The sequence below is a fragment of the Bacteroides sp. AF39-11AC genome (assembly GCF_003474285.1).
Classification (GTDB): Bacteria; Bacteroidota; Bacteroidia; order Bacteroidales; family Bacteroidaceae; genus Bacteroides.
Genome location: NZ_QROH01000005.1, coordinates 397,030 through 423,466 on the forward strand (window position 1 = coordinate 397,030; position 26,437 = coordinate 423,466).

General features: G+C 41.2%; 23 protein-coding genes and 1 pseudogene. 3 read left to right on the top strand and 21 right to left on the bottom strand.

Features of this window, described 5'->3' with window-relative positions; translation table 11 throughout:
• Positions 1 to 75: 75 nt before the first annotated feature.
• The 19 genes from DW036_RS12875 to tsaD all read right to left on the bottom strand — a co-directional run bounded on the left by DW036_RS12875 (position 76) and on the right by tsaD (position 17,166).
• Positions 76 to 1,206, bottom strand: a complete 1,131-nt coding sequence (locus DW036_RS12875; RefSeq protein ID WP_118464739.1) for a universal stress protein — start codon at positions 1,204 to 1,206, stop codon at positions 76 to 78.
• 83 nt (positions 1,207 to 1,289) lie between these two features.
• Positions 1,290 to 1,562 (bottom strand): hypothetical protein, encoded by a 273-nt coding sequence (locus DW036_RS12880; protein WP_007218563.1) that lies wholly within the window; start codon positions 1,560 to 1,562, stop codon positions 1,290 to 1,292.
• A 198-nt stretch (positions 1,563 to 1,760) separates the two neighbouring features.
• Entirely contained in the window at positions 1,761 to 2,600 is an 840-nt protein-coding gene (locus DW036_RS12885) for a tetratricopeptide repeat protein (RefSeq protein WP_118464740.1), read from the bottom strand.
• A gap of 12 nt (positions 2,601 to 2,612) precedes the next feature.
• Entirely contained in the window at positions 2,613 to 4,457 is a 1,845-nt protein-coding gene (locus DW036_RS12890; protein WP_118464741.1) for a BatD family protein, read from the bottom strand.
• Positions 4,458 to 4,479: 22 nt separating this feature from the next.
• Positions 4,480 to 5,196, bottom strand: coding sequence for a tetratricopeptide repeat protein (locus DW036_RS12895; protein ID WP_118464742.1), 717 nt, complete (start codon positions 5,194 to 5,196; stop codon positions 4,480 to 4,482).
• The gene (locus DW036_RS12900) at positions 5,180 to 6,226 is read right to left on the bottom strand and encodes a VWA domain-containing protein (protein ID WP_118464743.1); all 1,047 of its coding nucleotides are present in this window, start codon (positions 6,224 to 6,226) and stop codon (positions 5,180 to 5,182) included. The genes DW036_RS12895 and DW036_RS12900 overlap by 17 nt, the downstream gene beginning before the upstream one ends.
• Before the next feature lie 42 nt (positions 6,227 to 6,268).
• Positions 6,269 to 7,252, bottom strand: a complete 984-nt coding sequence (locus tag DW036_RS12905) for a VWA domain-containing protein (RefSeq protein WP_007214246.1) — start codon at positions 7,250 to 7,252, stop codon at positions 6,269 to 6,271.
• Positions 7,253 to 7,310: 58 nt separating this feature from the next.
• A complete protein-coding gene (locus tag DW036_RS12910) occupies positions 7,311 to 8,390 on the bottom strand; it encodes a membrane exported protein (RefSeq protein WP_029328723.1) in 1,080 nt (359 codons plus the stop codon).
• A gap of 8 nt (positions 8,391 to 8,398) precedes the next feature.
• Entirely contained in the window at positions 8,399 to 9,268 is an 870-nt protein-coding gene (locus DW036_RS12915; RefSeq protein WP_007214248.1) for a DUF58 domain-containing protein, read from the bottom strand.
• Between the two features lie 129 nt (positions 9,269 to 9,397).
• Entirely contained in the window at positions 9,398 to 10,393 is a 996-nt protein-coding gene (locus DW036_RS12920) for a MoxR family ATPase (protein ID WP_044272165.1), read from the bottom strand.
• Between the two features lie 264 nt (positions 10,394 to 10,657).
• Positions 10,658 to 11,959, bottom strand: a complete 1,302-nt coding sequence (locus tag DW036_RS12925) for an HU family DNA-binding protein (RefSeq protein WP_118464744.1) — start codon at positions 11,957 to 11,959, stop codon at positions 10,658 to 10,660.
• A 33-nt stretch (positions 11,960 to 11,992) separates the two neighbouring features.
• Positions 11,993 to 12,265: an HU family DNA-binding protein gene (locus DW036_RS12930; protein WP_118464745.1), complete on the bottom strand. Its 273-nt coding sequence runs from the start codon at positions 12,263 to 12,265 to the stop codon at positions 11,993 to 11,995.
• Between the two features lie 77 nt (positions 12,266 to 12,342).
• Positions 12,343 to 13,641: a 30S ribosomal protein S12 methylthiotransferase RimO gene (rimO, locus tag DW036_RS12935; RefSeq protein ID WP_118464746.1), complete on the bottom strand. Its 1,299-nt coding sequence runs from the start codon at positions 13,639 to 13,641 to the stop codon at positions 12,343 to 12,345.
• Positions 13,638 to 14,597 carry a signal recognition particle-docking protein FtsY gene (gene ftsY / locus DW036_RS12940; protein WP_118464747.1) on the bottom strand — a complete coding sequence of 320 codons (960 nt, stop codon included), beginning with the start codon at positions 14,595 to 14,597 and terminating at the stop codon, positions 13,638 to 13,640. The genes rimO and ftsY overlap by 4 nt, the downstream gene beginning before the upstream one ends.
• Positions 14,598 to 14,736: 139 nt before the next feature.
• Positions 14,737 to 14,895 carry a DUF4295 domain-containing protein gene (locus tag DW036_RS12945; protein WP_007662457.1) on the bottom strand — a complete coding sequence of 53 codons (159 nt, stop codon included), beginning with the start codon at positions 14,893 to 14,895 and terminating at the stop codon, positions 14,737 to 14,739.
• A 12-nt stretch (positions 14,896 to 14,907) separates the two neighbouring features.
• Entirely contained in the window at positions 14,908 to 15,096 is a 189-nt protein-coding gene (gene rpmG / locus DW036_RS12950; RefSeq protein ID WP_002560155.1) for a 50S ribosomal protein L33, read from the bottom strand.
• Positions 15,097 to 15,118: 22 nt separating this feature from the next.
• Positions 15,119 to 15,379: a 50S ribosomal protein L28 gene (gene rpmB, locus DW036_RS12955; RefSeq protein ID WP_007214256.1), complete on the bottom strand. Its 261-nt coding sequence runs from the start codon at positions 15,377 to 15,379 to the stop codon at positions 15,119 to 15,121.
• 121 nt (positions 15,380 to 15,500) lie between these two features.
• On the bottom strand, positions 15,501 to 15,968 hold the full coding sequence (locus DW036_RS12960; protein WP_118464748.1) for a CinA family protein: 468 nt from the start codon (positions 15,966 to 15,968) through the stop codon (positions 15,501 to 15,503).
• 175 nt (positions 15,969 to 16,143) lie between these two features.
• The gene (tsaD, locus tag DW036_RS12965) at positions 16,144 to 17,166 is read right to left on the bottom strand and encodes a tRNA (adenosine(37)-N6)-threonylcarbamoyltransferase complex transferase subunit TsaD (protein WP_118464749.1); all 1,023 of its coding nucleotides are present in this window, start codon (positions 17,164 to 17,166) and stop codon (positions 16,144 to 16,146) included.
• 32 nt (positions 17,167 to 17,198) lie between these two features.
• On the opposite strand from tsaD, the gene DW036_RS12970 reads away from it, so the two are divergent.
• Positions 17,199 to 21,860, top strand: a complete 4,662-nt coding sequence (locus DW036_RS12970; protein WP_233560424.1) for a translocation/assembly module TamB domain-containing protein — start codon at positions 17,199 to 17,201, stop codon at positions 21,858 to 21,860.
• 35 nt (positions 21,861 to 21,895) lie between these two features.
• Here DW036_RS12970 and DW036_RS12975 read toward each other — a convergent pair whose 3' ends face one another.
• Positions 21,896 to 23,011: a glycosyltransferase family protein gene (locus tag DW036_RS12975; protein WP_118464750.1), complete on the bottom strand. Its 1,116-nt coding sequence runs from the start codon at positions 23,009 to 23,011 to the stop codon at positions 21,896 to 21,898.
• A gap of 45 nt (positions 23,012 to 23,056) precedes the next feature.
• Positions 23,057 to 23,410, bottom strand: a pseudogene (locus tag DW036_RS12980) (UDP-2,3-diacylglucosamine diphosphatase); the annotation flags it as partial.
• Between the two features lie 231 nt (positions 23,411 to 23,641).
• Between DW036_RS12980 and DW036_RS12985 the strand changes: the two are divergent.
• Positions 23,642 to 24,994: a sigma-54 dependent transcriptional regulator gene (locus tag DW036_RS12985; RefSeq protein WP_118464751.1), complete on the top strand. Its 1,353-nt coding sequence runs from the start codon at positions 23,642 to 23,644 to the stop codon at positions 24,992 to 24,994.
• Positions 24,991 to 26,358, top strand: coding sequence for a PAS domain-containing sensor histidine kinase (locus tag DW036_RS12990; protein WP_118464752.1), 1,368 nt, complete (start codon positions 24,991 to 24,993; stop codon positions 26,356 to 26,358). The genes DW036_RS12985 and DW036_RS12990 overlap by 4 nt, the downstream gene beginning before the upstream one ends.
• Positions 26,359 to 26,437 lie beyond the last annotated feature (79 nt).

The following is a 26,437-nucleotide window of genomic DNA, read 5'->3' on the forward strand; positions in this document are numbered from 1 at the left end:
CTGATCCAATGAATATTAGTATTATATATTAAACATAATACTGATTATTTCTCATTCCTGCTTGCGCTATTTATTTTAGCTTGGGCGTCCATAAATAACTAACAGCGGTGTATCGGAATGGAAAATCATCTTCCGAGCAATACCTGGATTAAATAAACGAGAGAATATATTGCGTTTATAAGTAGTCAACGTAATTATATCAATATGATTAGTTTTTATGTAATTATCTAAGCTGTTCAAGAAATCATCATTCATCACAACATCATAATGGATTTCCAGGTCCGGATACTGCTTTTGAAAGTATTCCTTAATACCACCTAATTTAATTTCATTCCAAGTGTCCTTAACATCTGACAGATGAATCAAAGATACAGAGAAATGAAATGGCTTTAAAGCAGCAATCAAAGAATCGAATGCAATTAAATCCCGTTGATCAAAATTGGTAATAAATGCAATACGTTTAGCTTCTGCCAGCTGTTTAAATGGAGTATTCTCCGGAATGGCTAAAACTGGTACGCGGCTTCGCTCAATTACCTCAGCAGTTACACTACCAATTAAATCTATATCTTTCTGATTTTTACCACGAGTCCCCATAATCACAATACGTGGCCGATATTCCTTCGAATAACGAAGAATTTCCTCTTCTGGAATACCTTCACGCAATACACAACTATATTTTACATTCGGAAACTCTCCTGAAGCTACTTTTGCTTTTACCTTGTCAGATAAAGTGTTTAAGTCTGCATGAACTTTTTGTAATATGTTTTTTACATTTTCATCGTCTGTTAGCTGATAATTAAAAACGTCTCCATAAGGTAATGATGTGGTATAGATTGGTGTAAAGTAAACATGAAGCAACACAACTTCCGCTCCCATATTCTGAGCAAAATTAAAACCAAACTCACATGCTTTCATTGAATAATTAGAAAAGTCTACAGGAATTAAGACTTTGTTACTCTCCTTTTCTACTTTGGGTGACTTCCCTCCCACTACCTCTTCTGAAAGCCAAGCAGAGCTCTCAGTTATCTTCAATGCACGCGGTAGATCGCTTTCTTTTATACGTAAGCGCACACCTGAAGACACTACGGGTTGTATTTGATTTACATTATGAATATAGGTTTCAATACCTTCATTCTCAAGCACATTCTTTAATATCTGAGCTTTTGCATAAGTCAGAATGGCTAAGGTTACTAACTTTTCTTCCATAATCAACTGTTTTTACTTCATAAACAAATAAGAAATCCCAATTGTTTGTCTATCAATTGGGATTCATTTATAACTTTCTTTTCTTAAGCTCGAACAGGCTCAGCACTGGCATTCATTTCATCTAAAATTTTTAGAGCTCTATCAAGGACAGTAGTATCATCCAACATAACCAAACCACCATCCGGACCAGGCTCTAAATGTATCCCAACACTCTTACCCTCCTTAAAATTGTGACCGCCAAAAAAATTTCTAACTGTATCGACGTTCAATCCGAGCTCATCGGCTATTCTATGCATACTACCAGTAGGTAATGAATCTTTAATTCTGCGAAGTTCATTAAATGTTATTGTTCTCATATTTATAAATTTAATGGTTAATAACTCTGTGAGTTTCACTTATCACGCTATAAACTTAAGGAAAAAAAAAGATAAAACAAACTATTTCGGTGTCTTTTTTACAAAAATAAAGAAGCCTGTCAAAAGGAAATTCGTATTTTCCCTTTCAACAGGCTTCTTTCTATTATTAACTATCTTATTATGAAAGAATTATATCTATCAGATAACTTCAACAGATGATGCAGGTACCCATCCTACTTTACCATCCTCTAAGCGGATTTCTTTCCATTCACGCATGGAGTTATCTTTAATTTCAACCTTCCGTCCCTCATGCAATATAAACAAACTGGTACCACTTTCACTCGGAGTACTACGTACTGTTACACTTGGAGTTAGTACGATAGCATTGTTACGGTTTAATAGCTCATTTTTCTGTTGAAAAGCAAAGACATTCGCTAATATAACTAATACCAGAAATACTATCCCTGCAATAAATCCTATTTTCTTCCACACGATTTGCTTGGAAAAGAAGAAGAAGTAAAGAGATGCAAGCAACAAAAAGAAACAAACGACGCCTACCTTTGCCCAAGCATCCACACTCAAACAATTAATCAATGATTTCGTCCAAGATACAAAGAAAACCTCGGGTACGGGAATCACTTTATCAATTGTTTTTGCACGAGCAATCTCCAAATTAGCCCGAATATCAGCATTACCTGGTTGTATTAAAAGTGCACGCTCATAATTTAAAATGGCTTTAGCTATATCACCGGCCTTATAGTAGCTATTTCCTAAGTTATAGTATACCTCAGCCGCTTCTCCTTCTTTCAGCAGAGCTTCATATATCTGAATAGCAGAGGCATAATCATTCTTCACATATGCGCTATCTCCTTCTGCTTTTGTCACACTATTCTCTTGCGCAACAGCTGAGAATTCAGTGTGTGAACCTATTCTTACCGAATCATTCGCTTGTTGTAATGTATCCGATGCAGTCTGTCCAGAAGAGGTCAATGCCATTAACAGGCCAACAAAAGTAAAAAACAGTATTTTTTTCATCATATAACCTCCTAATTAATGTTTAATCGAATTCTCCATTTTACTTATTACTGCTAATGAAGCCGAATAGACTTTATCCATAGCCTGATTATCATCGCCAGGAGCAAACCGGGCAAACTCACAATCATTCAATGCAGCCAAGAATTCTTTAATCAAAGCATCCTCTACTCCATATTTACGAAGTTCCTCTTCAATATTATCTTTTGAAAGTCGAGAAACCGGAATATTCAATTTATCGCTTATATATCCCCAAAGAGCCTTCAAGACTTCGTCATAGAAAACATCTTTTTTATTCTCAGCCAACAACTTACCAGCTAACTTCATACGTTTAACAGCAACCTTATTTGCCTTTTTCGTACGCATTTTCGCAACGTTAGCATTAGCAGCTATCTGCTTACGGTAAATGATAAAGAAAAGAATAAACGCAACACCAGGTACTAAATAGAGCAACCAGTACAATATAGAATCAAAGAAGAAGTCTCCCTTTTGAGAAAGTGTCACATCATTTTGCTTAATGAAGCGAATATCCTCATTCAAGACTTTCAAATCCTCTTTATTCGTAAAGTTAGCAATAGTTTGCGCTGCATCTCCTTCACCTTTCTCTACATGCAATTCATACTCTTCGGTAGTCAATATCTTATAAGTACGGGACTTGATATCAAAATAGCTGAATTTCACCGCTGGTATTTTAAATGTTCCGGCATTGCGGGGAATAGCCAGATATTCAATAACCTTACTACCCGAAAGTCCTGCACTCGTCAGCCTGAATTTATTATCAACTTTAGGGTCATACACCTCGAAGTCATCTGGGAATTTCACCTCAGGATCACCTATTAACTTCAAATTACCTGTACCGGAAATGACGAGTTTAATAGTTACAGCATCGTTTGTCTTTACATTAGTACTATTAATAGAAGAAGAAATGCTAAACTCTCCCACTCCACCGGAAAAATCAGCAGGCTTATCGCCTGGTAAAGGCTTTACATCTACAGTTAGTTTCAGTGTCATCAATGTCTTTTTGACTTCAATGTAATTGCTGCCACCATTAAAGAACGCTTCAAACGGATCAGACACATGAGTAGCTTTAGCAATAGAAGCATCAAAACGTGCCGGATCAATAGTCAAATTACCAGACTGCTGTGGGAACAACACAAATTGCCGGTAAACGGTAGTCTGATAATTCCGCCCTTTATAATGTTCCAAACTCCATTTTCTATCACCCGGGAGTTCTACTTCCTGTGAATGAAATCCCTTAAAATCAGGAAGTTTCACATTGTCAAAACCGCGAAGGTCAACCAAAGTGTAAATTTTATAAGTCAGTAAGAATGCTTCTTGTTCATACACATTGGTCTTACTAATAGTAGGCAAAATAAAGAGGTCCTGATTGGAAACAGAAGTTCCTGAAGAAGCACGGCTGGTATTGCCCTGCTGGCTACTACTACCTCCGCCTGAAGAAGCTGCTCTGGCCTGATCTGCTGGCAGAACCTTGATTTGCACAGAATTAGAAACCATCTGATTACCATCGGCTGTAATTGTAGCTCCTGGAATTGTAAAACTACCCTCAGCAGTAGCCATCAGTATATAAGTGAAAGTAATACTGCTGGTTGAGGTCGATACCCCATTAACTATTTGCATACTACTTTGCTGAGAGCGACTGGGTCCCATCAGTACGTCAAATCCCTTAATAGAAGGAGCACGGAAATCTCTCACCTTCTGTGTAGTCACTGTATATGCCAGTCTGAACTGGTCACCCACCGCTACAGCATCAGGAGCTGACGCGGTAAATGACACCTTGTCATTAGCCAAAGCTTGCAGACTGACTACTACCAGTGCTATCCATAAGAAAATTAATTTTCTCATATATTATCGTATCTTTTATTATTTACCAATCCTTTTCCAAACGACCACCTTGGATAACTTGCTGTTTCTTCACCTTATCCTGTACATCTTTCTCATCTTGCATCACCGACTTCAAAAGTTGTTCAGCATTTTCCTTTGACATCTGATTTTCTTGTGGCTGAGGAGGTTGCTGCTGTTGATCCTGGTTCTGCTGATCTTGCTGATTTTGGTCTTGTTTGTCTTTATCTTGTTCTTTTTCCTGCTCCTTTTTGTCCTGATTCTGATCTTGGTTCTGATCTTGATTCTGCTGATTCTGTTCCTGATCTTTCAGCATTTTCTGAGCCAAAGCCAAGTTATAACGCGTCTCGTTATCTTTCGGATTATTACGCAATGACTCTTTGTATGCTTCCACAGCTTTAGCATAATCCTTACCGGACTGAAATATTACTCCCATATTATGATAGATTTGAGCAAGATTGCCCTTATCTTTCTCCATTTTAGTGGCAGCAACAAACTGCTCCATAGCCTCCTGCAACTTATTCTGTTGCATAAGCGTATTACCCAGATTATACATGGATATCGCTGACTTCGGATTCACATCAATAGCCTTCCGATAATTCACTTCAGCATTTACATACGTACTATCTTTATAAGCACGATTTCCCTTACGAATATAGTCGCGTTCCGCTTTCTGTGCAGAAACTGAAATAGCCGTCAGTAGCAGCAAGATAATTCCGATAGTTCTATTTCTCATCATCATACCTTTCTTCCTTTTTAAACAGATGGATATTACGGAATAACGGGTTTTTACGTTCCAAAATCAGCATTTCAGCCAACAACAGTAACAATATAATCCATGCAACAGCTTGGAATTGTTCGTTGAACTCTGTATAAACCTGTGTTTCCACATCCGCTTTCGCCATTTTATTAATCTCTTGAGCAATTGCCTTTTGCGCAGCATTTGAATTGTCTACACGCACATAAATCCCATCTCCTGCCTGAGCTATTTCCTGACACATCTGCTCATTCAAGCGGGTTACAACCACGTTTCCGTCACGGTCACGACGGAAGTCATTGGTTCCTTCTACGGGGATAGGTGCACCATCAGGCATACCCACACCCAGAACACTGACTTGAATACCTTTTTCCGCAGCAGCCTTGGCCGCTTCCACAGCTCCGCCTTCATGGTTTTCACCGTCAGTAATAACGATGACGGCACGCCCTACTCCTTCCTGGGGTGTAAAACTGCGGGTAGCCAAATTAATAGCTGCACCGATAGCCGTACCCTGCTTGGATATCAACGACGGATTAATAGATTCCAAAAACATCTTGGCAGAAATATAATCGCTTGTAATAGGCAACTGTGTAAAGGCATCACCGGCAAACACAATCATACCTACCTTATCATTCTCCATCTTGTCAACCAACTGTGCTACCAGTCTCTTGGCTTTCTCCAGACGACTGGGTTGTACATCTTGTGCCAACATAGAGTTAGAAATATCCAACGCAATCATTACCTCTACTCCCTGACGCTTCACAGTCTCCAGCTTAGAGCCAAACTGCGGGCGTGCCAGCAATACAGCAAACAGTCCGATTGCAGCAAACACCAGCCAAAACTTCACATCCGGACGATATTTAGATACATCCGGCATCAACTGTGCCATTAGCACCGGATCGCCAAACTTGCGGATCGCTTTCCGTCTCCGATAATTGGAGTACAGGTAGAAAGCCGCCAGGAAAGGCAACAGGATCAACAGGTATAAATATGTAGGTTCTTCAAATCGAAACATCTTTCTATGTACAATTTAGTAATTTACAATTAATGCATTGTTTTAAGGTATCTTCTTCAAGATAGAATTACGAAGCAACACTTCAAGTAACACGCACAAGAATGCCGCCAAAGCAAACCAACGGTATTCTTCCTGGCGCTTGCTGTATTCCTTCACATTCAACTTGGTTTTCTCCAACTTATCGATCTCCTCATATACCTCTTTCAGCTTAGAATTACTGGTGGCACGGAAATAATTACCTTCTGTGGTAGCCGCAATCTGCGTCAGTGTCTTCTCATCAATCTCCACCGGCATATTGACATACTGCACAGTGTTACCCACCGGATAAGGATACGGAGCCATTCCGTTTGTACCTACACCAATAGTATAAACACGAATACCAAAACTCTTAGCTATTTCTGCTGCAGTCAGCGGAGATATATCTCCTTTATTATTTGTACCATCCGTCAACAGAATGATTACTTTAGACTTCGCTTTACTGTCTTTCAAGCGGGTAACTGCATTAGCAATACCCATACCGACTGCTGTTCCATCTTCAATAATACCACACTTAATGCCTTGAAACAGATTCAGAAGCACTGCATGATCCACCGTCAACGGACATTGCGTAAAACTTTCACCGGCAAATAAAGTTATACCGATATTATCATTGGGCCGACCATTGATAAACTCCGCAGCCACATCTTTAGCAGCTTCCAGACGATTCGGTTTCAAGTCCTCTGCCAGCATACTGGTAGATACGTCGATGGCCATCATAATATCTATACCTTCAATTTCACTGTTTTGCCAGCTATTAGTAGTTTGAGGACGCGCCAACACTACGATAATCAATGCCAAGGCAATAATCCGTAACATAAAAGGCACATGCAACAAATAGTTCTTATAACTCTTCGGCGTATGAGCATATACACGGGCATCCGAAATCTGAAGTGTAGCTTCATTATTCCTCCGCTTCATGATATACCATACTATATAAGGTATAAGCAACAGCAGCAAAAACAAATATTCAATATTGGCAAAAACCATTGTATTTACTATTTAACAATTTACAATTTAAGATTGGAGTTACCCTTAAATTCTGCTATCATGCAAAATAATTGTATAACTGCATTCCAATATAAACGAACGAACCAATCAAGGCAACCGACAATACTACGATGCCTATGCCCAGCAATATTTTAGTACGCAATGAACGTTTCTCAATGATGGTAATTTCAGTGGGTTGCGGTTTTGCATTCTCCACTTCTTTCTCCTTGGTTTCATTGATAAATTCGATGGCATTGATCAGATTTGCATCATTTTCGTTCATCAACGGATTATGTTTAGCGAACTTCACCAAATCGGCAGTCTCAAAAAGAGAACGTAAATCTGCAATAGCTTCTTTATCTTGCATTTCAAGCAGCTTTTCTATAATCTCCGAAGAAGTCATTTCCAAAGCATTGAAACCAAAACGCTCTTTAATATACGTACGCAAAGTATCTGTCAATTCCGTGTAATACTCCTTCGGCTGTCCCTTTTGCCATACTTTTTCCCCTTTGATACGCTCTATTTCTTTCATCGCCATCTGATGCGGAGGTAACTTCGGTTCAACCTTTACCTTACGGATGATAGGTTTATTGTCACAGATACGCATAATCAGATAGATAAGTAATAATGCAATCGGAATAAGCAATATGCCACAGGTGATAATCCCATACCAGTCTTCCCACACAAAAGGAGGCTGCATCACTGTCTTCGGACCAAAAAACTGTTCCGGATTCTCAGGATCCAATGGTACATTCATCGAATATACCTTCAGTGCCAATGCCTTCGAACGATATGCCTTATTATCCACCAATACTTCCATCGGTGGCAGATAATACAATGCCGAGTCGAATGATGTAACAGTATACTCCTGCGTAATCAGCATTCGTTTATCATCATTTATATACTGCGTATCCGGCTTTGCAACGTCTATAATCTCCACACCACTTACCAGTGTATCCGTATAAACAGGGAAAATGGCCCGTTTATCGGCATCCAAGGCTACCTGAAGTTTTATCTTCGCCTGGTCACCGATATAAATTTGCAGAGAGTCAATGGTAGCATCCACTGTTACCGACTGAGCCACTGCCTTGCCAGTCAACATCCCCAATAGGGTTATCAGAAATAGATATCTTTTCATTTTTCCGATTAATTTCGTTTCGCAAACAAATTCATCAATGCTTTGACATAGTCCTGATCGGTGCGTACCGACACATTATCGACATTGCTTTTAGTGAATGTTTCGTTCAGTTCCACCTGTTTATTCACCCACCAGTCGTGGTGAGCACGACGAACGGCACGCGACGAAGTATCAATCCACTGCTCATGTCCGGTCTCAGCATCCTTTATTTTCATCAAACCGATAGCCGGCAGTTCCTCTACCCTGCGGTCATACACCTGGATAGCCACCATATCATGTTTCCGGTTGGCGATAGTCATTGCATTCTTAAAGTTCCCCTGATCAATGAAATCGGATAACAGGAAGGCTGTACAACGACGCTTCATTACGTTTGTCAGATATTCCAGTCCGAGCCGGATGTCAGTCCTCCGACTCTCCGCTTTAAAGTCAATCAGTTCGCGAATAATATATAAGATATGCTTACGCCCTTTCTTAGGCGGAATGAATTTCTCTATCCGGTCAGAGAAAAAGATAACCCCGATTTTATCGTTGTTTTGTATGGCCGAAAAAGCTAATGTTGCAGCTATTTCCGTCACCATATCCTTTTTCATCTGCTTCACCGTACCGAATTCCAAACTACCGGAAACATCCACCAGCAACATAACGGTCAGCTCACGCTCTTCTTCGAACACCTTCACATAAGGCTTATTGAAGCGAGCGGTCACGTTCCAGTCAATGTCGCGTATGTCATCGCCAAACTGATATTCGCGCACCTCGGAAAATGCCATACCCCTACCCTTGAAGGCCGAATGATACTGGCCGGCAAAGATATTGTTGGATAATCCGCGCGTCTTGATTTCAATCTGACGGACTTTTTTTAACAGTTCACTTGTTTCCATCTATATCGTTAAATAATTCCGTTAATAAATACCGGCAACGTTCTTTAAAAACGTTGGCAAGATTCTTTAAAAACGTTCACATCATTTATTAACAGGTCTTGGAAGACCTTTTTAAAAATGCTTACTTAATTAAGGTACTTCAACCTTATTCAGTATTTTGCTGATGATCTCGTCAGAAGTCAGGTTACTGGCCTCTGCTTCGTAAGTCAATCCGATACGATGACGCAATACGTCATGAGCCACAGCACGAACATCTTCAGGAATCACATAACCACGACGTTTGATGAAAGCATAAGTACGGGCAGCCAATGCCAGATTGATAGAGGCACGGGGAGAGCCACCGAAACCAATCATATCTTTCAGTTCCTTCAGATCATATTTCTCCGGATAACGGGTAGCAAATACAATATCAACAATGTAACGTTCAATCTTCTCATCCAGATATACCTGACGAACAACTTTACGTGCTTCAATAATCTCCTGAGCTTTCAAAATAGGCTTCACATTGAATTTATCGCCATTGATATTCTGGCGGATAATCAGTTTTTCTTCTTCCATCTTCGGATAGTCGATAACCACTTTCAGCATGAAACGGTCCACCTGAGCTTCAGGCAGCGGATAAGTACCTTCCTGTTCAATAGGATTCTGTGTAGCAAGTACAAGGAAAGGTTCTGGCAACGGGAATGTTTCCGTACCAATGGTTACCTGACGTTCCTGCATCGCTTCCAGCAAAGCACTCTGTACCTTGGCCGGAGCACGGTTTATTTCATCTGCCAGAACGAAGTTGGCAAAAACAGGTCCCTTCTTTACTTGGAACGTTTCGTCTTTCTGACTGTAAACCATTGTACCGATAACGTCGGCAGGCAGCAAATCGGGAGTAAACTGTACACGACTGTACTGTGCATCGATCAGTGAGGCAAGCGTCTTAATCGCCAATGTCTTCGCCAAACCGGGCACACCTTCTAATAATACGTGTCCATCGGACAGCAAACCGATTAACAATGATTCTACCAGATGTTTTTGTCCTACGATGATCTGGTCCATACCAGCAGTAAGGTTGGTAACAAAAGAACTTTGTCTTTCAATCCGCTCGTTCAGTTCGCGGATATCAATTGTTTCAGCCATAAATACTATTATTTTTATTGTTTAAATTCCATTGATCTCTCCAGTATGCTACTGGTAATTATTTTTTTCGCTCCCAAAAGTACAGGAATAAATTAACCATACCAACTAATTTTTATTAAAAAACAATTAGATTAAACTACTTTCATAGAGTTTAGTAGTTAACAATAGTTTCTGAAAAGGATTTCAAATTCGCAGACAGGAATAAATAGCAAATCACCCCTGCAAGTGAAGTATCATCAGCTTGCAGGGGTGCAATATTTTCTTTTATTTCTTTTCGAGCTCCGGTATCTTGATTACAGTACCATACGGCACATGATCAGGATTCTTTATAACACCCGAATTATACTTCACAATATAGGGCCACAGGGCCTTAGTTCCGTAAAAGCGAAGTGCAACCTTTGTCAGAGTTTCTCCTTCCTGGATAGTATAGGTGGCTTTCGTACCCACAATCTTATAATTTACAGAATCTGGTTCAAAAGGAGTTGCAGCAGCTTTCTTTGTCTCTTGTTTAGGAGTAGTAGCAGGAGTCTCTTGTTTTGCAACCGGCTTCGGTTCTTCAACAACTTTAGGAGCAGCAACTTCTGCCACAGTATCTTTCTTCGCCACCACAGTTGTGGTATCTTTTCGAACAATACTATCCGTCAGAGCGACCGGAGCGGCTGGTTTCTCAACTTTTTCATCAGCAACTTCCTCTTTTGATGGCGTGGACATCCTATCCAATAAATCCGGATAATACATAAAAGTAACAGCGCCTACACACAGCAATACTACAAGCACTACAATTCCGATAAAAAACTTCATGGTAGAGCTATCTGCTTTATTCACAGGAGGTGATGGAGGCTCAGAGACTTCATAAGTAGGTACCAAATCTTCTTCATCGGGCGGAAGAGCAGGTTCAGCTTGATAAACAGAGGGCGCTTCTTCCGAAACTGGCTGTTCTTTTATATCCCCTACAGCTTCCTCAACAGTCTGAATTACCTGTTCTTCAACTGTCTCTATTGATTCTTCTTCAGCAATTTCAGTCGTCTCTTCAGTTACTTCAGCCTCTTCTTCTATACTTTCTATGGACTTCTCGGCAGTCTCAACAGATTCCCCTATCAACTCTTCTACATTTTCTTCAGCTGTTTCCTGAGCAGCAACCTGCGATTCTACAACAATCGTAGAACTTTCAGGCTCTACAAAATTCTCTTCTTTTTCCTCCTCTTCAGAATTATTCTCCACCGGTGTATCTTCTAACACTGTTTCATCATTCAATACCACAGTTTCAAAATGCGAAAAAGGTTTGTTTATCAAATCTTTTAAAGTTGGCTCCGGAGTAAATGAAACCTTTGTATGTCCTTGTATTTCAAAACGTTCGCCCGTGTTTATATTTACGCTTTCACGACTATCCACGTTAATCAGCTTAAATGTGCCCAAACCTTTAATCTTCACATACTTATCGCTCTCCAATGATTCTTCAATCAACTGGAAAAATTCTTTTACGAAGCTCTCAGCATCCGTTTTATCCATGCCATGCTTTTCGGCAAGCAATTCTATTAAATTCTGTATGTTCAGCTTTTCATTCATATTTACGAAGGGTTACTTGAGTAGAAGACGACATTATTTAAACTTATCTTTCAGAGTCGTACTAGGTCTATAGGTCAGCACCAACTTAGGTGGAACCAACATACGCAACTTTGTCGTTGGATTGATGGTAATACGCTCCGCTTTCTTCTTTACCTCAAAAGTACCGAAACCTTGTACGGAAACAATATTCCCTTCTTGCAGCTGTTGTGTCATGTCCGACAGTAAAGATGCAATAAGTTCGGATGTATCCTTTATGGTATATCCCAATCTTCGTGACAGTTCTGAAGTAAATTCTTTGTTATTCAAAATACAGATGTTTTTATAAAGTTCGGTGCTATATTAGCAAAACTTCCGCATATACACAAATTCTTCGGGAAAATTATTTAAATAACCTGTCCAAAAAGGTCGAAATCATCGGAACTTATTATCTCTACCTGGTAAAAGTTACCAATAAGCAATGTTTGTTCACCACGCTCTATCAATACTTCCGGATCCACTTCAGGAGAATCAAATTCAGTACGCCCGATATAATAATCCCCTTCCAGACGATCAATAATAACTTTCATAGATTGCCCCACTTTTGCAGCGCTCAATTCAGCAGAAATACCTTGTTGAATGGACATCAACTCATCCAAACGTGCCTGCTTTACTTCCTGAGGTATTTCATCCTCATACTGCGCAGCTGCGTAAGTACCTTCTTCTTCCGAATACGCAAAGGCCCCCATTCTATCGAAACGCACTTTACGAACAAACTCTTTCAACTCTTCAAAATCCGCCTCTGTTTCTCCGGGATGCCCTACCATTAAAGTAGTACGCAAATGGACTCCAGGTACTTCTTTGCGGAATTGCTCTATCAGTTGATAAGTTTCTTCCTGAGTTACATGACGACGCATTTTCTCCAACATCGGATTACTAATATGCTGAAGAGCTATATCCATATACTTACACACATTAGGACGTTCACGCATCACCCGGAACAAATCTGTAGGAAAATGTGCGGGATAAGCATAATGCAAACGAATCCATTCTACCCCGGGAATTTCAGATATACGTTCTATAAGTTCAGGAAGCATTTGCTTCTTATACAGATCCACGCCATAGTAAGTCAATTCCTGAGCTATTATCTGAAACTCTTTTACTCCCTTGTTTACCAGGTAACGGACTTCATCCAAAATTTCCTCTACCGGTCGTGATACATGCCGCCCTGTAATAATCGGAATAGCACAATACGAACACTTCCGGTCGCATCCCTCCGATATTTTCAGGTATGCATAGTGTTTAGGAGTAGTGAGAGTACGCTCTACATGAAGTTCTTCGTGATAGGCTTTACCCAGATCCTGCAATAACTCCGCCCAGTTAAATTTACCATAAAACTTATCCACCTGCGGAATCTCAATCGCTAATTCTTTCAGATAGCGTTCAGAAAGACAACCCATTACATATAACTTTTCCAGAGCTCCTTCTTCCTTTGCCTGTGCAAATTCCAAGATCATGTTAATGGATTCCTCTTTAGCATCACCTATAAAACCACAAGTATTGATAACAGCAATCTCTCCTTTGGGCTTTTCCGTATCATGAGTCACATGATATCCGGCTTCTTCCAGCTGGCGCATCAAATGCTCCGAATCCACCAAATTCTTAGAACACCCTAAAGTTATGATATCAATTGTTTTCCGTTTCATGCATTCTCCCCAAACAACGAGTCAACAAATTCTTTCTTACGGAACACCTGTAAATCTTCCATACCTTCACCCAAACCAATATACTTAACAGGTATTTTAAACTGATCAGAAATGCCGATAACAACTCCACCTTTCGCCGTACCATCCAGCTTAGTGATAGCCATTGCAGTTACTTCTGTAGCTAACGTAAATTGCTTAGCCTGCTCAAATGCATTCTGCCCTGTAGAACCATCCAGCACCAACAGAACTTCATTGGGAGCATCAGGAACCACTTTCTTCATTACATTTTTAATCTTAGTCAACTCATTCATCAAGCCGACCTTATTGTGGAGGCGACCGGCAGTATCAATAATTACCACATCAGCATTATTAGCAACAGCAGAGCTTAATGTATCGTAGGCCACAGAAGCCGGATCAGCTCCCATTTTTTGTTTTACGACAGGTACTCCTACCCGTCCGCCCCAAATATCCAACTGTTCCACAGCTGCTGCACGGAAAGTATCCGCTGCTCCCAGATAAACGCTTTTGCCCGCTTTCTTGAATTGGTAAGCTAACTTACCGATAGTAGTTGTTTTACCCACGCCATTCACCCCTACTACCATAATTACGTAAGGTTTCTTCGTAATTGGTGCTTCAAAATCGTCTACATCATCCGAATTATTCTCCGTTAGTAAAGCAGCGATTTCATCGCGCAAGATAGTATTCAACTCCTGCGCATTCATATATTTTTCAGATGCAGCGCGCTTTTCTATACGTTGAATTATATTTAACGTCGTTTCTACGCCCACATCCGAAGTAATCAGCACTTCTTCCAGATTATCAAGCACTTCATCATCTACTTTCGACTTTCCTGCCACAGCACGGGCAATCTTTCCGAATACACTTTCTTTCGTCTTAGATAATCCTTTATCTAATGTTTCCTTTTTATCTTTTGAGAAAAAACTAAAAAATCCCATATCCTATTTTTTTGTACAATACATTATGCCACAAAGATATAACAAAGTAATGAAAGTACGGGGATAAAGTACAAAAAAAATCCCCTTACCGGAATACGATAAGAGGATTTTATAATCAAACGTCTTTCGACGGGATATCTTATTTCTTGAAAAAGTCTTGTACTTTTTCGTTCAATACCATTTGTTCATCAAAGATGTAAGCACCAGTCTTCGGAGACTTAACCATCTTGATAACCTTTGTATAAGCACGACCTTCTTTAGAACCTTCGTGCAAACTTGCTACAGTTTTCTTTGCCATGGGTTATACTTATTATTTAATTTCTTTATGTACTGTTACTCTCTTCAGGATCGGATTATACTTCTTCAACTCCAATCTTTCAGTTGTATTCTTTCTGTTCTTAGTAGTGATATAACGAGAAGTTCCCGGCATACCGCTATCTTTGTGTTCTGTGCATTCCAGAATCACCTGTACTCTGTTACCTTTTGCTTTCTTTGCCATAATCAGTATTCTCCTCTACTTTTTAGCCAATTACTTTAATGCTTTTCCAATCACAATAACCTTTTGCTACTGCATCGTTCAAAGCAGCGTCCAGTCCTTTCTTATTAATAATACGCAGACCGTTAGCACAAATGCTAAGGCTGATCCAGCAATCTTGCTCTACATAGTAGAACTTCTTGTTAAACAAGTTCAAATCAAAGGTTCTCTTAGTTCTTCTCTTTGAGTGTGAAACATTGTTGCCAATCATGGCTTTCTTTCCGGTAATTTGACAAATCTTCGACATTTCTATCTTATTTTTATAGTTTTTATCTATACTTATTTCAAACAGAGCGCAAAGTAAGTACTTTTATCGATACCAAACAAGTTTTTCATAAAATAATTCATTGTCTGATAGCATTTTTTCTTCATTTTAAGCACTCACAGAGCATCATTAGAGCATTTCGAATGGCTTTTTGTACATTTTCACCCCTTCCATCATCTCCCTCTTGTCTGAAAGTTACAATTTCATTTTTATAGGCAGCAGCAACCCATACGGTTCCGACAGGCTTTTCTGCCGTTCCACCTCCGGGACCTGCGATTCCTGATGTAGCGACAGCACAATCTGTTTTCAGCGCTTTCATCGCACCTTTCACCATTTCAATAACAGTCTCCCGACTGACAGCTCCATATTTCTCCAAAGTTTCAGCAGAGACATGGAGCAGAGACATCTTTACTTCATTAGAATATGCCACAATTCCCCCGTTAAAGTATTCCGAACTCCCTGGAACAGAAGTCACCAGAGCTGCAATACTGCCTCCTGTACAACTTTCTGCGGTGGAAAGGGACAAATTCTTCGATTTTAATAACTCCCCGATCTTTTCTTCCAGCTTCATATACCTTATATATATATTATTTCTATATTTTGTTCTATATTTCCTCTCCACATCACCAAATCCGCATCAACTCCGTGCTTGCTCCGTATCTATACATTTGGACTTGGTATGGAGTTGGTATGGACCAGACACGGACCAGATACGGTACAGACCAAAAAGTGCTCTAAAATTCCTTTTACTGTAACATAACACGTGAGTAGGCCGGTGCATCTATCGAACAGAAATCTTTATCCTGATATTTGAAATAACCTGTAATCGCAATCATAGCGGCATTATCCGTCGTATAACTGAATTTAGGAATAAATATATTCCACCCATACTTTTCGGCATGTTCACGAAAGGCATTGCGCAGACCATTATTAGCAGAAACCCCACCAGCCACGGCTACTTGCTTTATCTTATATTCTTTAGCAGCCTTACGGAGCTTATCCATCAGGATATCCACCACGGTAGCTTCGAGCGAAGCTGCCAAATCCACCTTGTGATGCTCGATGAAATCGGGATCTTCCTTCATCCAGTCACGCAAAGAATACAGGAATGAGGTTTTCAAACCACTGAAACTATAATCTAATCCAGGGATATGAGGTTTGCTAAAAGTAAATGCTTTCGGATTTCCTTGACGGGCCAACTTATCAATAATCGGACCACCGGGATACCCTAGTCCCATTACCTTCGAACACTTGTCAATGGCTTCTCCAGCAGCATCATCAATCGTCTGCCCTAGAATCTCCATATCATTGTATGCCTTTACCAGGATAATTTGCGAATTTCCTCCCGATACAAGCAAGCAAAGGAAAGGAAATTCAGGCTGAGCATTCTCTTCACCTTCTGCTTTAATAAAGTGAGCTAACACATGACCTGTCAAATGATTAACATCAATCATAGGAATACCTAAAGAACGAGCAAAACCTTTGGCAAATGACACACCTACCAACAAAGAGCCCATCAATCCCGGTCCTCTGGTGAACGCCACTGCACTCAATTCTTCTTTGGTCACTCCAGCACGTTTCAATGCTTCATGTACCACCGGAACTATGTTTTGCTGATGTGCACGTGAAGCTAATTCGGGAACTACACCGCCATAGGCTTCATGCACCGCCTGACTGGAAACGACGTTTGATAGCAGATACCCATCTTTGATAACGGCAGCAGAGGTGTCGTCGCAAGAGCTTTCTATTCCTAAAATTATTGTACTCATATCGTTATTTACGTTTAAACGCTGCAAAAGTAATGATAAAAGTAGGATTGATAACGTATTATTTCATATTTTTGTTGGCTAATTCAAACAAACCGCCTATCAGAAAGTTAAAAAAGACAGTTCGCTGGGTGCTCGGTATTATACTTAGTTTGTATATCGGGACTATTTTGTTGTTGAACATTCCTTACGTTCAACAACAAATATCTGTGCTGGTTGCAAACGAATTAGCTAACGTTCTGGGTACACAATTGACCATCGGGCGGATAAATATGGGACTACTAAACCGCATCATAATCGATGACTTATTATTGAATGACCAGTCCGATAAAGAAATGCTGAAAATATCCCGTCTTTCAGCTAAATTCGATATATTACCCCTATTCAAGGGAAAAGTTTCCATCAGTAACGTGCAGTTATTTGGTTTTAACATCAATCTGGAAAAAAAAACACCGGAAGATATACCCAATTTCCAGTTCGTACTTGATGCATTTGCCTCTAAAGATACCATCAAAAAAGAAAGTAATCTGGATATCCGCATCAATTCTTTATTGATACGACGCGGCAAGCTGTCCTACAATGTGCTGTCGGCAGAAGAAACACCGGGAAAGTTCAATGCACAGCACATACAGCTACGTAACATTATTGCCAATATCTCCTTAAAAGCACTTCAAAATGATTCTATAAATGCTGCTATCAAACGTTTAAGTATAGAAGAAAGAAATTCCGGATTTGAGTTAAAGAGGCTGAGCTTAAAAGTTGTGGCAAATGATCAGAAGATGAATATCGAAAATTTTGCAATCGACCTGCCCAATACTTCGCTTACCATGGACACCATACGTATGGAATATGACAGCCTGGGGGCCTTTGGCAATTTTGCTAATGACGTGCACTTCTCGTTCCGTATGCTGCCTTCAGATATCTCACTTCGTGATTTGGCTGCATTTGTTCCCGCATTTTCTCCTTTTAAAGAAAAGCTGCAAATAGCTGTAGAAACAAATGGTACCATTAACCAGCTGAACTGTCCCCACCTATCAATCACAGGAGGACCGCATTTCCGTTTGAAAGGAGATGTATCTTTACAGGATCTATCCCGCCCTCAGGATGCATTTGTATTTGGTAACCTGTCCAATTTATATGCTGATCCGGAAGGGGTTGCTTTTTTTGTACGCAACTTGAGTAAGAATTACGAGGGTGTTCCTCCAATATTACAACGTTTGGGCACCATTTCATTTCATGGAGAAGTATCAGGCTATTTCACGGACATCGTAACTTATGGTTTGGTATACACAGACATTGGCTCCATCAAGACGGACTTGAAAATAAGTTCAGATAAAGAAAAAGGTTATTTTGCATATTCGGGTGCCGTGAAGACTGAAGAATTCGAATTGGGCAATATGCTGGATAACGAAAAGCTGGGAAAAGTAACTTTCAATCTTGACGTTGAAGGTAGCCACTATGATAATCAATATCCTTCCATTGTGATGAAAGGATTGATTGCTTCCATCGACTATAGTGATTATAATTATGAGAATATCACACTGGACGGAGAATACAAACAAGGCGGTTTCAATGGAAAAGCAGCATTGGATGACGAAAATGGTTCTATTCTGCTGAACGGTAATATCAATACCGTCAGCCGTATACCGACTTTCAACTTTCACGCCAGCATTCGCAATGTGCGTCCGCACGAACTCCACCTGACCCCAAAATATGAGGATACGGAACTTTCTGTTCAATTAACAGCCGACTTCACGGGTGGCTCCATTGACGAAATGAATGGAGAAATCAATATCGACAGTCTGCAATTCACTGCACCCGATAAGGAGTATTTCCTGGATAACCTGAAAATCGCTGCCAGCCAGAGGGATAGTTCTCATAAGCAACTGACAGTAACATCTAATTTCCTGAATGCAAGCATCGAGGGAGATTATTCCTATCGTACTCTGCCTGCCAGTGTAATGAATATCATGAGGAAATACATTCCCGCTCTGATATTACCGGACAAGAACCCCATAGAAAGCGAGAATAACTTCCATTTTGATGTAAATATCTTTAATACGGATTTATTGTCCACTGTATTCAATGTTCCCATTAAAATCTATACACACTCTACTCTAAAAGGTTATTTCAATGACAAAGCGCAACGCCTGCGGGTAGAGGGCTATTTTCCACGTCTGCGTTACGGAGATAAATTCATTGAATCCGGAATGCTATTATGCGAAAATCCGGGTGACAAAATTCATGCCCGCCTGCGCTTCAATAACCGCAAGCCGACAGGTGCAATAAACATTGCATTGGAGGCTCAGGCCAAAGACGACCTTATTCAGACTTCCCTAAACTGGGGTAACAGTAGTTCCGTCACCTATAGTGGTAAACTGGCTGCTACTGCACACTTTCTCCGTGCGCAAACCGAAGAACGAGATAACAAGCGTTCCCGTAAGGCAGTTTCGCCATTGAAAACGGTCGTAGATGTACAAAAAACAGATATCATTCTGAATGATACTCTATGGGAAATACACCCGTCACAAGTAGTCATTGATTCCGGGAAAATACATATTAATGATTTCTATTTCAGCCATAAAGACCGACACTTGCGCATCAATGGGGTTATTTCAGAAGAACCCAATGACACGGTACGCCTGGATTTGAAAGATATTAATATAGGATATGTATTCGATATAGCCGACCTTGGGGTTAACTTCAAAGGTGAAGCTACCGGCCCTGCCTATGCCAGTGGAGTATTAAAGACTCCCGTTATGTATACCGACCTGTTTATCCGAAGCCTTGGATTGAATGATGGATTATTGGGCGATGCCAATATTCATGGAGAATGGCATCACGAAGTAAAAGGAATTTATCTCGATGCACATATTCGTGAGAAAGACATAGCCAAAAGTCATGTATATGGATATATCTACCCCATAAAGCCCACAAGTGCACTCGACTTACAGATTGAAGCGGACAGCACCAATCTCAAGTTTATTGAACACTACATGAGTAGTATTACACCGGAATTTAACGGACGGGCCAGTGGCAACGTACATTTCTATGGTAAATTTAAAGGGCTTACTATGGAAGGGCGCGTACTTGGCGATGCCTCCATGAAAGTAGATGTATTGAACACCACTTTCTTCATAAAAGACAGCATTCTGATAGAGCCGAACGGACTGACTTTCCATAATAATCGTATTTTCGACCCTCAGGGTAATCAAGGAAATGTAAACGGTTACCTGCACTATGAACACTTCAAGAATTTGGAATATCGTTTTCAGTTTGACGTAAATAATATGCTGGTGATGAATACAAAGGAATCACTGGATTTTCCTTTCTATGGTACGGTATACGGAACGGGAAGTGCTCTGATTGCCGGTAATGCGCGAGAGGGCGTAAACATAGATGTTGCTATGGCTACCGACCGAAACACCAATTTTGTTTATATAAAGGATAATGTATCTTCAGCTGCCAGCACCCAATTTATCAAGTTTGTAGATAAGACACCTCGTCGTGCTGTGCTGGATTCCATTAATTTGACCTCTGATTACGAGCTGGCACAGCAAGAGATACAGCATGAGGAAGAAAGTCAGACCGATATCCGCCTCAATCTGCTTGTAGAAGCTACCCCGAATGCAACCATGAGAATCGTTATGGACCCTATCGCAGGTGACTACATCAGTGGACGAGGGTCCGGAAATATCCGCACAGAATTTTACAACAAAGCAGATGATGTAAAAATGTTCGGTAGTTACCGCATCAGTCAGGGAGTTTATAAATTCAGCTTGCAGGAAGTGATACGCAAGGATTTTACAATAAAAGACGGAAGTACTATCAGTTTCAACGGTCCTCCATTGGATGCCACTATGGATATCCAAGCAAACTATATGGTGAATTCCGCATCATTGAATGACCTGGTACCCAATGCAAGCAGCTATGGAATCCCTACGAATATTCGGGTAAACTGTACCATGAATTTGACAGGTCAACTCACTTCCCCTGACATCAAGTTGGGACTGGAAGTGCCTAATGAACGGGATGAAGTGCAAGCCCTTATCCGCAACTATATCCCTACAGACGAACAAATGAATATGCAGATTCTATATCTGTTAGGTATCGGCAAATTCTATACACCCGAGAATGTAGATGCCACTCAAAACTCGAACATGATGACTTCTGTGCTTTCATCTACCCTTTCAGGACAACTAAATAATGCACTTTCCAACATTATTAATAGTAACAACTGGAATATAGGTACCAACCTCAGCACCGGAGAAAAAGGCTGGACGGATATGGAATTCGAAGGAATGCTATCGGGACAATTACTGAACAATCGTCTGCTTATCAACGGTAACTTCGGATACCGCGACAATCCGATGGCAAATACGAACTTTGTAGGTGACTTTGAAGCAGAATGGCTTGTGAACCGTAGCGGAGATATTCGACTGAAAGCGTATAATGAAACGAATGACCGCTATTATACAAGAACCAATCTGACAACGCAAGGCATCGGTATCATTTTCAAGAAAGACTTCAACCGATGGAAAGAGCTTATGTTCTGGAATAAGTGGAGATTGAAAAGACTGAGACGGGAAATGGAACAAAAGGAAGCGGAAAAGAACAGCGAAGAACAGACCGAAGAAACTGAAACCACTGCTACCCAGGCCGCAGCAAAAGCAAAAGAAAAGAGAGGGGGAAGTTAATTTTCCCCTTCTCTATTTTCATACAGGCTATTTTCTTATTCATACATCAATTTATAATCATTTATAAAGCCTATTCCTTCCGCCGTTTCTATACAGTTCAGCAACCGCCACTCACAACTGCGCACCCAGCTACGGAAATTCTCTTCGGGTTGATACTCACTCCGGGCGAACTCCAACAAACGGTCTACCTCAAAATTATCGGAAATAATACCTGCTCCGCCTCGTGCCGCATCATAAGCGTTACAATCCTGTTCAATGTGCGCCGGTACCATCAGCAAAGGCTTACCCAGATACATAGCCTCGCAAACGGATTCAAAACCTGCTGTAGTGGCATACGCCCGGCAACCCGACATATAGCGAAGGAATTTTTCGTCATCCAACTGATGAAATGACAATGTTTCATCCATCCTGCATACTTCCGGCTCATCCGGTTTGTCCCAGAAAAAGTGCAAAGGCACTTCAGGGTGCTGCTCATGCCACTGGGAGATACTTTCTCCAAATCCGGCATTAACCATATAACCGTGCACATACTCTCCGAAAGCAGCTTCACAACAAAGCACTTCGCGCCGCAGTAAAGGCGGTACCACACGTATATGCGCTTTTTCGTCCGTTTCCATCGGACGGAATGAGAGAGCCAGCTTCTCTTTGGCTCCGATACACGTGAGTCGTGTAAAAAAACGGAGCATCAGCAAGCTCACGGGATTCTTTTTAGGAAACTCAAAGTCATGATGCAGGAAAAGATATTGATGGCCGACACTGATCTGCGGTACAGAGGGGCGGAAAAAAAGATAAGTCAAGCCCGTCAGTAACTCATAAAAGTTGATTACGAGGTCCGCATCAGTTTCATGGATACGCTGGTGAATATAACAAATGCTACGCAGATAAGCAGGAACCTGCATCAGATTATATGCGATACTACGAGACATGCTGACCCGCTTATTGGCAGGCGTAGGCAGAAAGTTCGGACTGAGAAAGCGTTTCACAGGTGCCTGTATGCTGCGGTTGAAGAAACCCGGCAGGCGACGGGTATTGCTCTTCCCCACCAGTACTTCTACTACCTCGTGCCCGTTGCGTCGTAGAATTTCTTCCAGTGTGATGGCTTGCGTCAGATGACCGCGACCTTCTCCTTGAACAATAAAAAGAACTTTCATCTTTATATTTATAATTTAGTAATTTACAATTTATAATTCACGATTTTAACTACAGAGGCGCTCTTCAGGCTTTTCGTTCATCAGCATATCCTCGTACCGTAACACTTCCCAATTTCCGTCCTCATCCTCTACAAGTGCTGAAAGAGTTTCCATCCAGTCACCGGAGTTAAGATAATGTATATCATCATAATAAGTATTTGCCGGATGATGAATGTGCCCGCAAATGATACCGTCGCATTTACGTGTAGGGGCAAACTTCACCAGTTCCTCCTCAAAATCGGAAATATAAGAAACAGCGGATTTTACTTTTTGTTTAATCGCTTGTGACAAAGAATAATAAGGTTGTCCATGCCGGGCACGATACACATTATAAATACGGTTCAGCCATAATAGAATGGTAGAATAAAAAGTACGTAATCTCATAGTGTCTGTATTTTTAGTTGCAGGCAAAGGTCAGTTATTCGTATTACGCCGATATGTAGAAAATATGACAAGTATCTTTCATTTTTTTCACTGAACTTCCTTATCTTTACAGAAGATAAGCTGCATCTCAACATAACTTTTTCATGCAAGCATGAAAGTTATACCTTCGATTTGCATTATCTTTACTCCCTCAAAAGAAACTCTCGTATGAAAAAGCCCGGAAATATCCTCATTGTCGATGATAACCGCGGTGTGCTCACCGCTGTGCAACTGCTGTTGAAACCCCATTTCGAAAAGATCATCACGCTCACTTCACCTGTCACACTTACCTCTGTGTTGCGTGAAGAAACTCCATCGGTGGTGTTACTTGACATGAACTTTACATCAGGCATCAATACCGGAAACGAAGGATTATTCTGGTTGCAGGAGATCAAACGCCTTCGTCCCTCCTTGCCTGTGGTTCTTTTCACTGCCTATGGAGATATTGATCTTGCCGTGCGTGGCATAAAAGAAGGGGCGACGGACTTTATTGTCAAGCCGTGGGATAATCAAAAGCTGGTGGAAACCTTACTGAATGCAGCCCAAGCCATTCATAATAAGAATAATGGAAAAAATGCCTCTCCTGTAACCTCTGCCATGTATTGGGGAGAAAGTCCCATCATGCAGCAATTGCGCTCGCTGGTGGAGAAAGTCGCCATAACCGATGCAAATATCCTTATCACCGGAGAAAACGGTACGGGAAAAGAGATGCTGGCACGTGAAATTCATGCACTTTCTTCCCGCTGTACGAAGGAAATGATTGCCGTAGACATGGGAGCCATCACCGAAAGCCTCTTTGAAAGCGAGCTTTTCGGGCATACAAAAGGCTCTTTCACAGATGCATACGCTGACCGTCCCGGTAAGTTCGAAACAGCAGACCATAGCACATTGTTTCTCGATGAAATCGGCAATTTACTCTATCACCTGCAAGCCAAACTACTGACCGTATTGCAACGCCGCAGTATTGTCCGTGTAGGCAGCAACCTGCCTATAGCTGTTGACATCCGTCTGATTTGTGCCACCAACCGCAACCTGAACGAGATGGTACAACGCAATGAATTCCGTGAAGATTTGCTTTACCGCATCAATACTATCCATCTTGAAATTCCGCCTTTGCGCGAACGGCCGGAAGACATTCTTCCTCTTGCCGAACGCTTTATAATACGCTTCTGCAAGCAATATGACAAAACATTATTACGGCTTTCCGATGCTGCCTGTACCAAATTGAAAACACACCCCTGGTACGGAAATATCCGCGAACTGGAGCATGCCATAGAGAAAGCAGTCATTATTTGCGACGGCAACGAACTGCCGGCGGAACTGTTCCAGTTGCCTAAGCGTCCCGAAACCTCACGCACCGGAAGCGATGCCGGTACAGAAGCAGCCACCCTTGAAGAAATGGAACGGAAAATGATACAGAAAGCTCTGGACACCTGTAACGGCAATCTATCCGCTGTTGCCGCACAACTCGGCATCACCCGGCAGACTCTCTATAACAAAATGAAAAAGTTCGGATTATGAAACATTACTACCGATGCATCACCGATCGCTACCTTTTCCGTATCGTCATCTCTCTCCTGCTGGCGGGAGCTGTCACGGTATCCATTATTTATAAAGACCTTTTATGGATCGTCATCTCTTCCTTGCTGCTGCTGACGAGTCTGCGCTGGCAATGGAAACTGTATCGTCGGCATACGCAGAAGGTCCTGTTTCTGCTCGATGCCATTGAAAACAACGATGCATCCATCCATTTCTCCGAACACGAAGACATTCCGGACAACCGTATTGTAAACCAGGCCCTGAACCGTGTTGCTTCTATATTATATAATGTAAAGAGTGAAACAGCACAACAGGAAAAGTATTACGAACTCATTCTCGACTGCATCAATACCGGTATCCTGGTACTGAACGATGCAGGTGCTGTTTACCAGAAAAATAACGAAGCCCTCCGCCTGTTAGGCCTGGAAGTCTTCACCCATGTCAGCCAACTTAGCCGTATTGACGCAAATCTTATGGGACTTTTCGCCCATTGCCGCCCCGGAGACAAGTTGCAAACCCGCCTGTCCAACGAACGCGGCACAGTCAACCTCTCCATCCGCGTCTCCGACATAACCATCCGTCAGGAGCATTTCCGCATCCTTGCCCTGAATGATATCAATAACGAACTGGATGAAAAGGAAATCGACTCTTGGATACGCCTGACCCGTGTACTGACACATGAAATTATGAATTCCGTCACTCCCATCACTTCACTGAGTGATACATTGCTGACACTGATACAAGGAAGCGAAGAATTAAAAGCAAAAAGTGAATCTATCTCTTCCGACAAAGAAACTGCTGACGAAATCCGCAATGGCCTGCACACCATCAGTACTACGGGCAAAGGACTTCTCTCTTTTGTAGAAAATTACCGCCGTTTCACCCGTATCCCCAAACCGGAACCTTCCTTGTTCTACGTCAAAGGTTTTATCAATCGTATGGTGGAACTGGCACGGCATCAATATCCTGATTCCCATATCACCTTCCACTCCCACATCACTCCAGATGACCTTATTCTTTATGCAGATGAGAACCTTATCTCACAGGTACTCATCAACTTATTGAAAAATGCCATTCAGGCCATCGAGGCAGCAGGAATTCAAGAAGGTATCATCACCTTACACGCTTATTGTAATGAAAATGAAGCCGTACTCATCGAAGTATCCAATAACGGTCCTGCCATTCCTCCTGAAGTAGCAGAACACATTTTCATACCTTTCTTCACCACAAAAGAAGGTGGCAGCGGCATCGGATTGAGCATTTCACGTCAAATAATGCGCCTGTCAGGTGGCAGCCTTTCCCTACATCCCGGAAAGGAAACCATGTTTGTACTAAAATTCAATTAAGAAGATTTGTAATGAAGGATTATATGAAAAGAAAGTAAAATTCAATCTGAACATTTTACACCTTGCATTTGTTTAAAAA

Excerpts from the sequence above, each read along its gene's own strand:
- DW036_RS12875 (WP_118464739.1), bottom strand. The coding sequence starts at position 1,206 with ATGGAAGAAAAGTTAGTAACCTTAGCCATTCTGACTTATGCAAAAGCT.
- DW036_RS12880 (WP_007218563.1), bottom strand. The coding sequence starts at position 1,562 with ATGAGAACAATAACATTTAATGAACTTCGCAGAATTAAAGATTCATTA.
- DW036_RS12885 (WP_118464740.1), bottom strand. The coding sequence starts at position 2,600 with ATGATGAAAAAAATACTGTTTTTTACTTTTGTTGGCCTGTTAATGGCA.
- DW036_RS12890 (WP_118464741.1), bottom strand. The coding sequence starts at position 4,457 with ATGAGAAAATTAATTTTCTTATGGATAGCACTGGTAGTAGTCAGTCTG.
- DW036_RS12895 (WP_118464742.1), bottom strand. The coding sequence starts at position 5,196 with ATGATGATGAGAAATAGAACTATCGGAATTATCTTGCTGCTACTGACG.
- DW036_RS12900 (WP_118464743.1), bottom strand. The coding sequence starts at position 6,226 with ATGTTTCGATTTGAAGAACCTACATATTTATACCTGTTGATCCTGTTG.
- DW036_RS12905 (WP_007214246.1), bottom strand. The coding sequence starts at position 7,252 with ATGGTTTTTGCCAATATTGAATATTTGTTTTTGCTGCTGTTGCTTATA.
- DW036_RS12910 (WP_029328723.1), bottom strand. The coding sequence starts at position 8,390 with ATGAAAAGATATCTATTTCTGATAACCCTATTGGGGATGTTGACTGGC.
- DW036_RS12915 (WP_007214248.1), bottom strand. The coding sequence starts at position 9,268 with ATGGAAACAAGTGAACTGTTAAAAAAAGTCCGTCAGATTGAAATCAAG.
- DW036_RS12920 (WP_044272165.1), bottom strand. The coding sequence starts at position 10,393 with ATGGCTGAAACAATTGATATCCGCGAACTGAACGAGCGGATTGAAAGA.
- DW036_RS12925 (WP_118464744.1), bottom strand. The coding sequence starts at position 11,959 with ATGAATGAAAAGCTGAACATACAGAATTTAATAGAATTGCTTGCCGAA.
- rimO (WP_118464746.1), bottom strand. The coding sequence starts at position 13,641 with ATGAAACGGAAAACAATTGATATCATAACTTTAGGGTGTTCTAAGAAT.
- ftsY (WP_118464747.1), bottom strand. The coding sequence starts at position 14,597 with ATGGGATTTTTTAGTTTTTTCTCAAAAGATAAAAAGGAAACATTAGAT.
- DW036_RS12945 (WP_007662457.1), bottom strand. The coding sequence starts at position 14,895 with ATGGCAAAGAAAACTGTAGCAAGTTTGCACGAAGGTTCTAAAGAAGGT.
- rpmG (WP_002560155.1), bottom strand. The coding sequence starts at position 15,096 with ATGGCAAAGAAAGCAAAAGGTAACAGAGTACAGGTGATTCTGGAATGC.
- rpmB (WP_007214256.1), bottom strand. The coding sequence starts at position 15,379 with ATGTCGAAGATTTGTCAAATTACCGGAAAGAAAGCCATGATTGGCAAC.
- DW036_RS12960 (WP_118464748.1), bottom strand. The coding sequence starts at position 15,968 with ATGAAGCTGGAAGAAAAGATCGGGGAGTTATTAAAATCGAAGAATTTG.
- tsaD (WP_118464749.1), bottom strand. The coding sequence starts at position 17,166 with ATGAGTACAATAATTTTAGGAATAGAAAGCTCTTGCGACGACACCTCT.
- DW036_RS12970 (WP_233560424.1), top strand. The coding sequence starts at position 17,199 with ATGATAAAAGTAGGATTGATAACGTATTATTTCATATTTTTGTTGGCT.
- DW036_RS12975 (WP_118464750.1), bottom strand. The coding sequence starts at position 23,011 with ATGAAAGTTCTTTTTATTGTTCAAGGAGAAGGTCGCGGTCATCTGACG.
- DW036_RS12985 (WP_118464751.1), top strand. The coding sequence starts at position 23,642 with ATGAAAAAGCCCGGAAATATCCTCATTGTCGATGATAACCGCGGTGTG.
- DW036_RS12990 (WP_118464752.1), top strand. The coding sequence starts at position 24,991 with ATGAAACATTACTACCGATGCATCACCGATCGCTACCTTTTCCGTATC.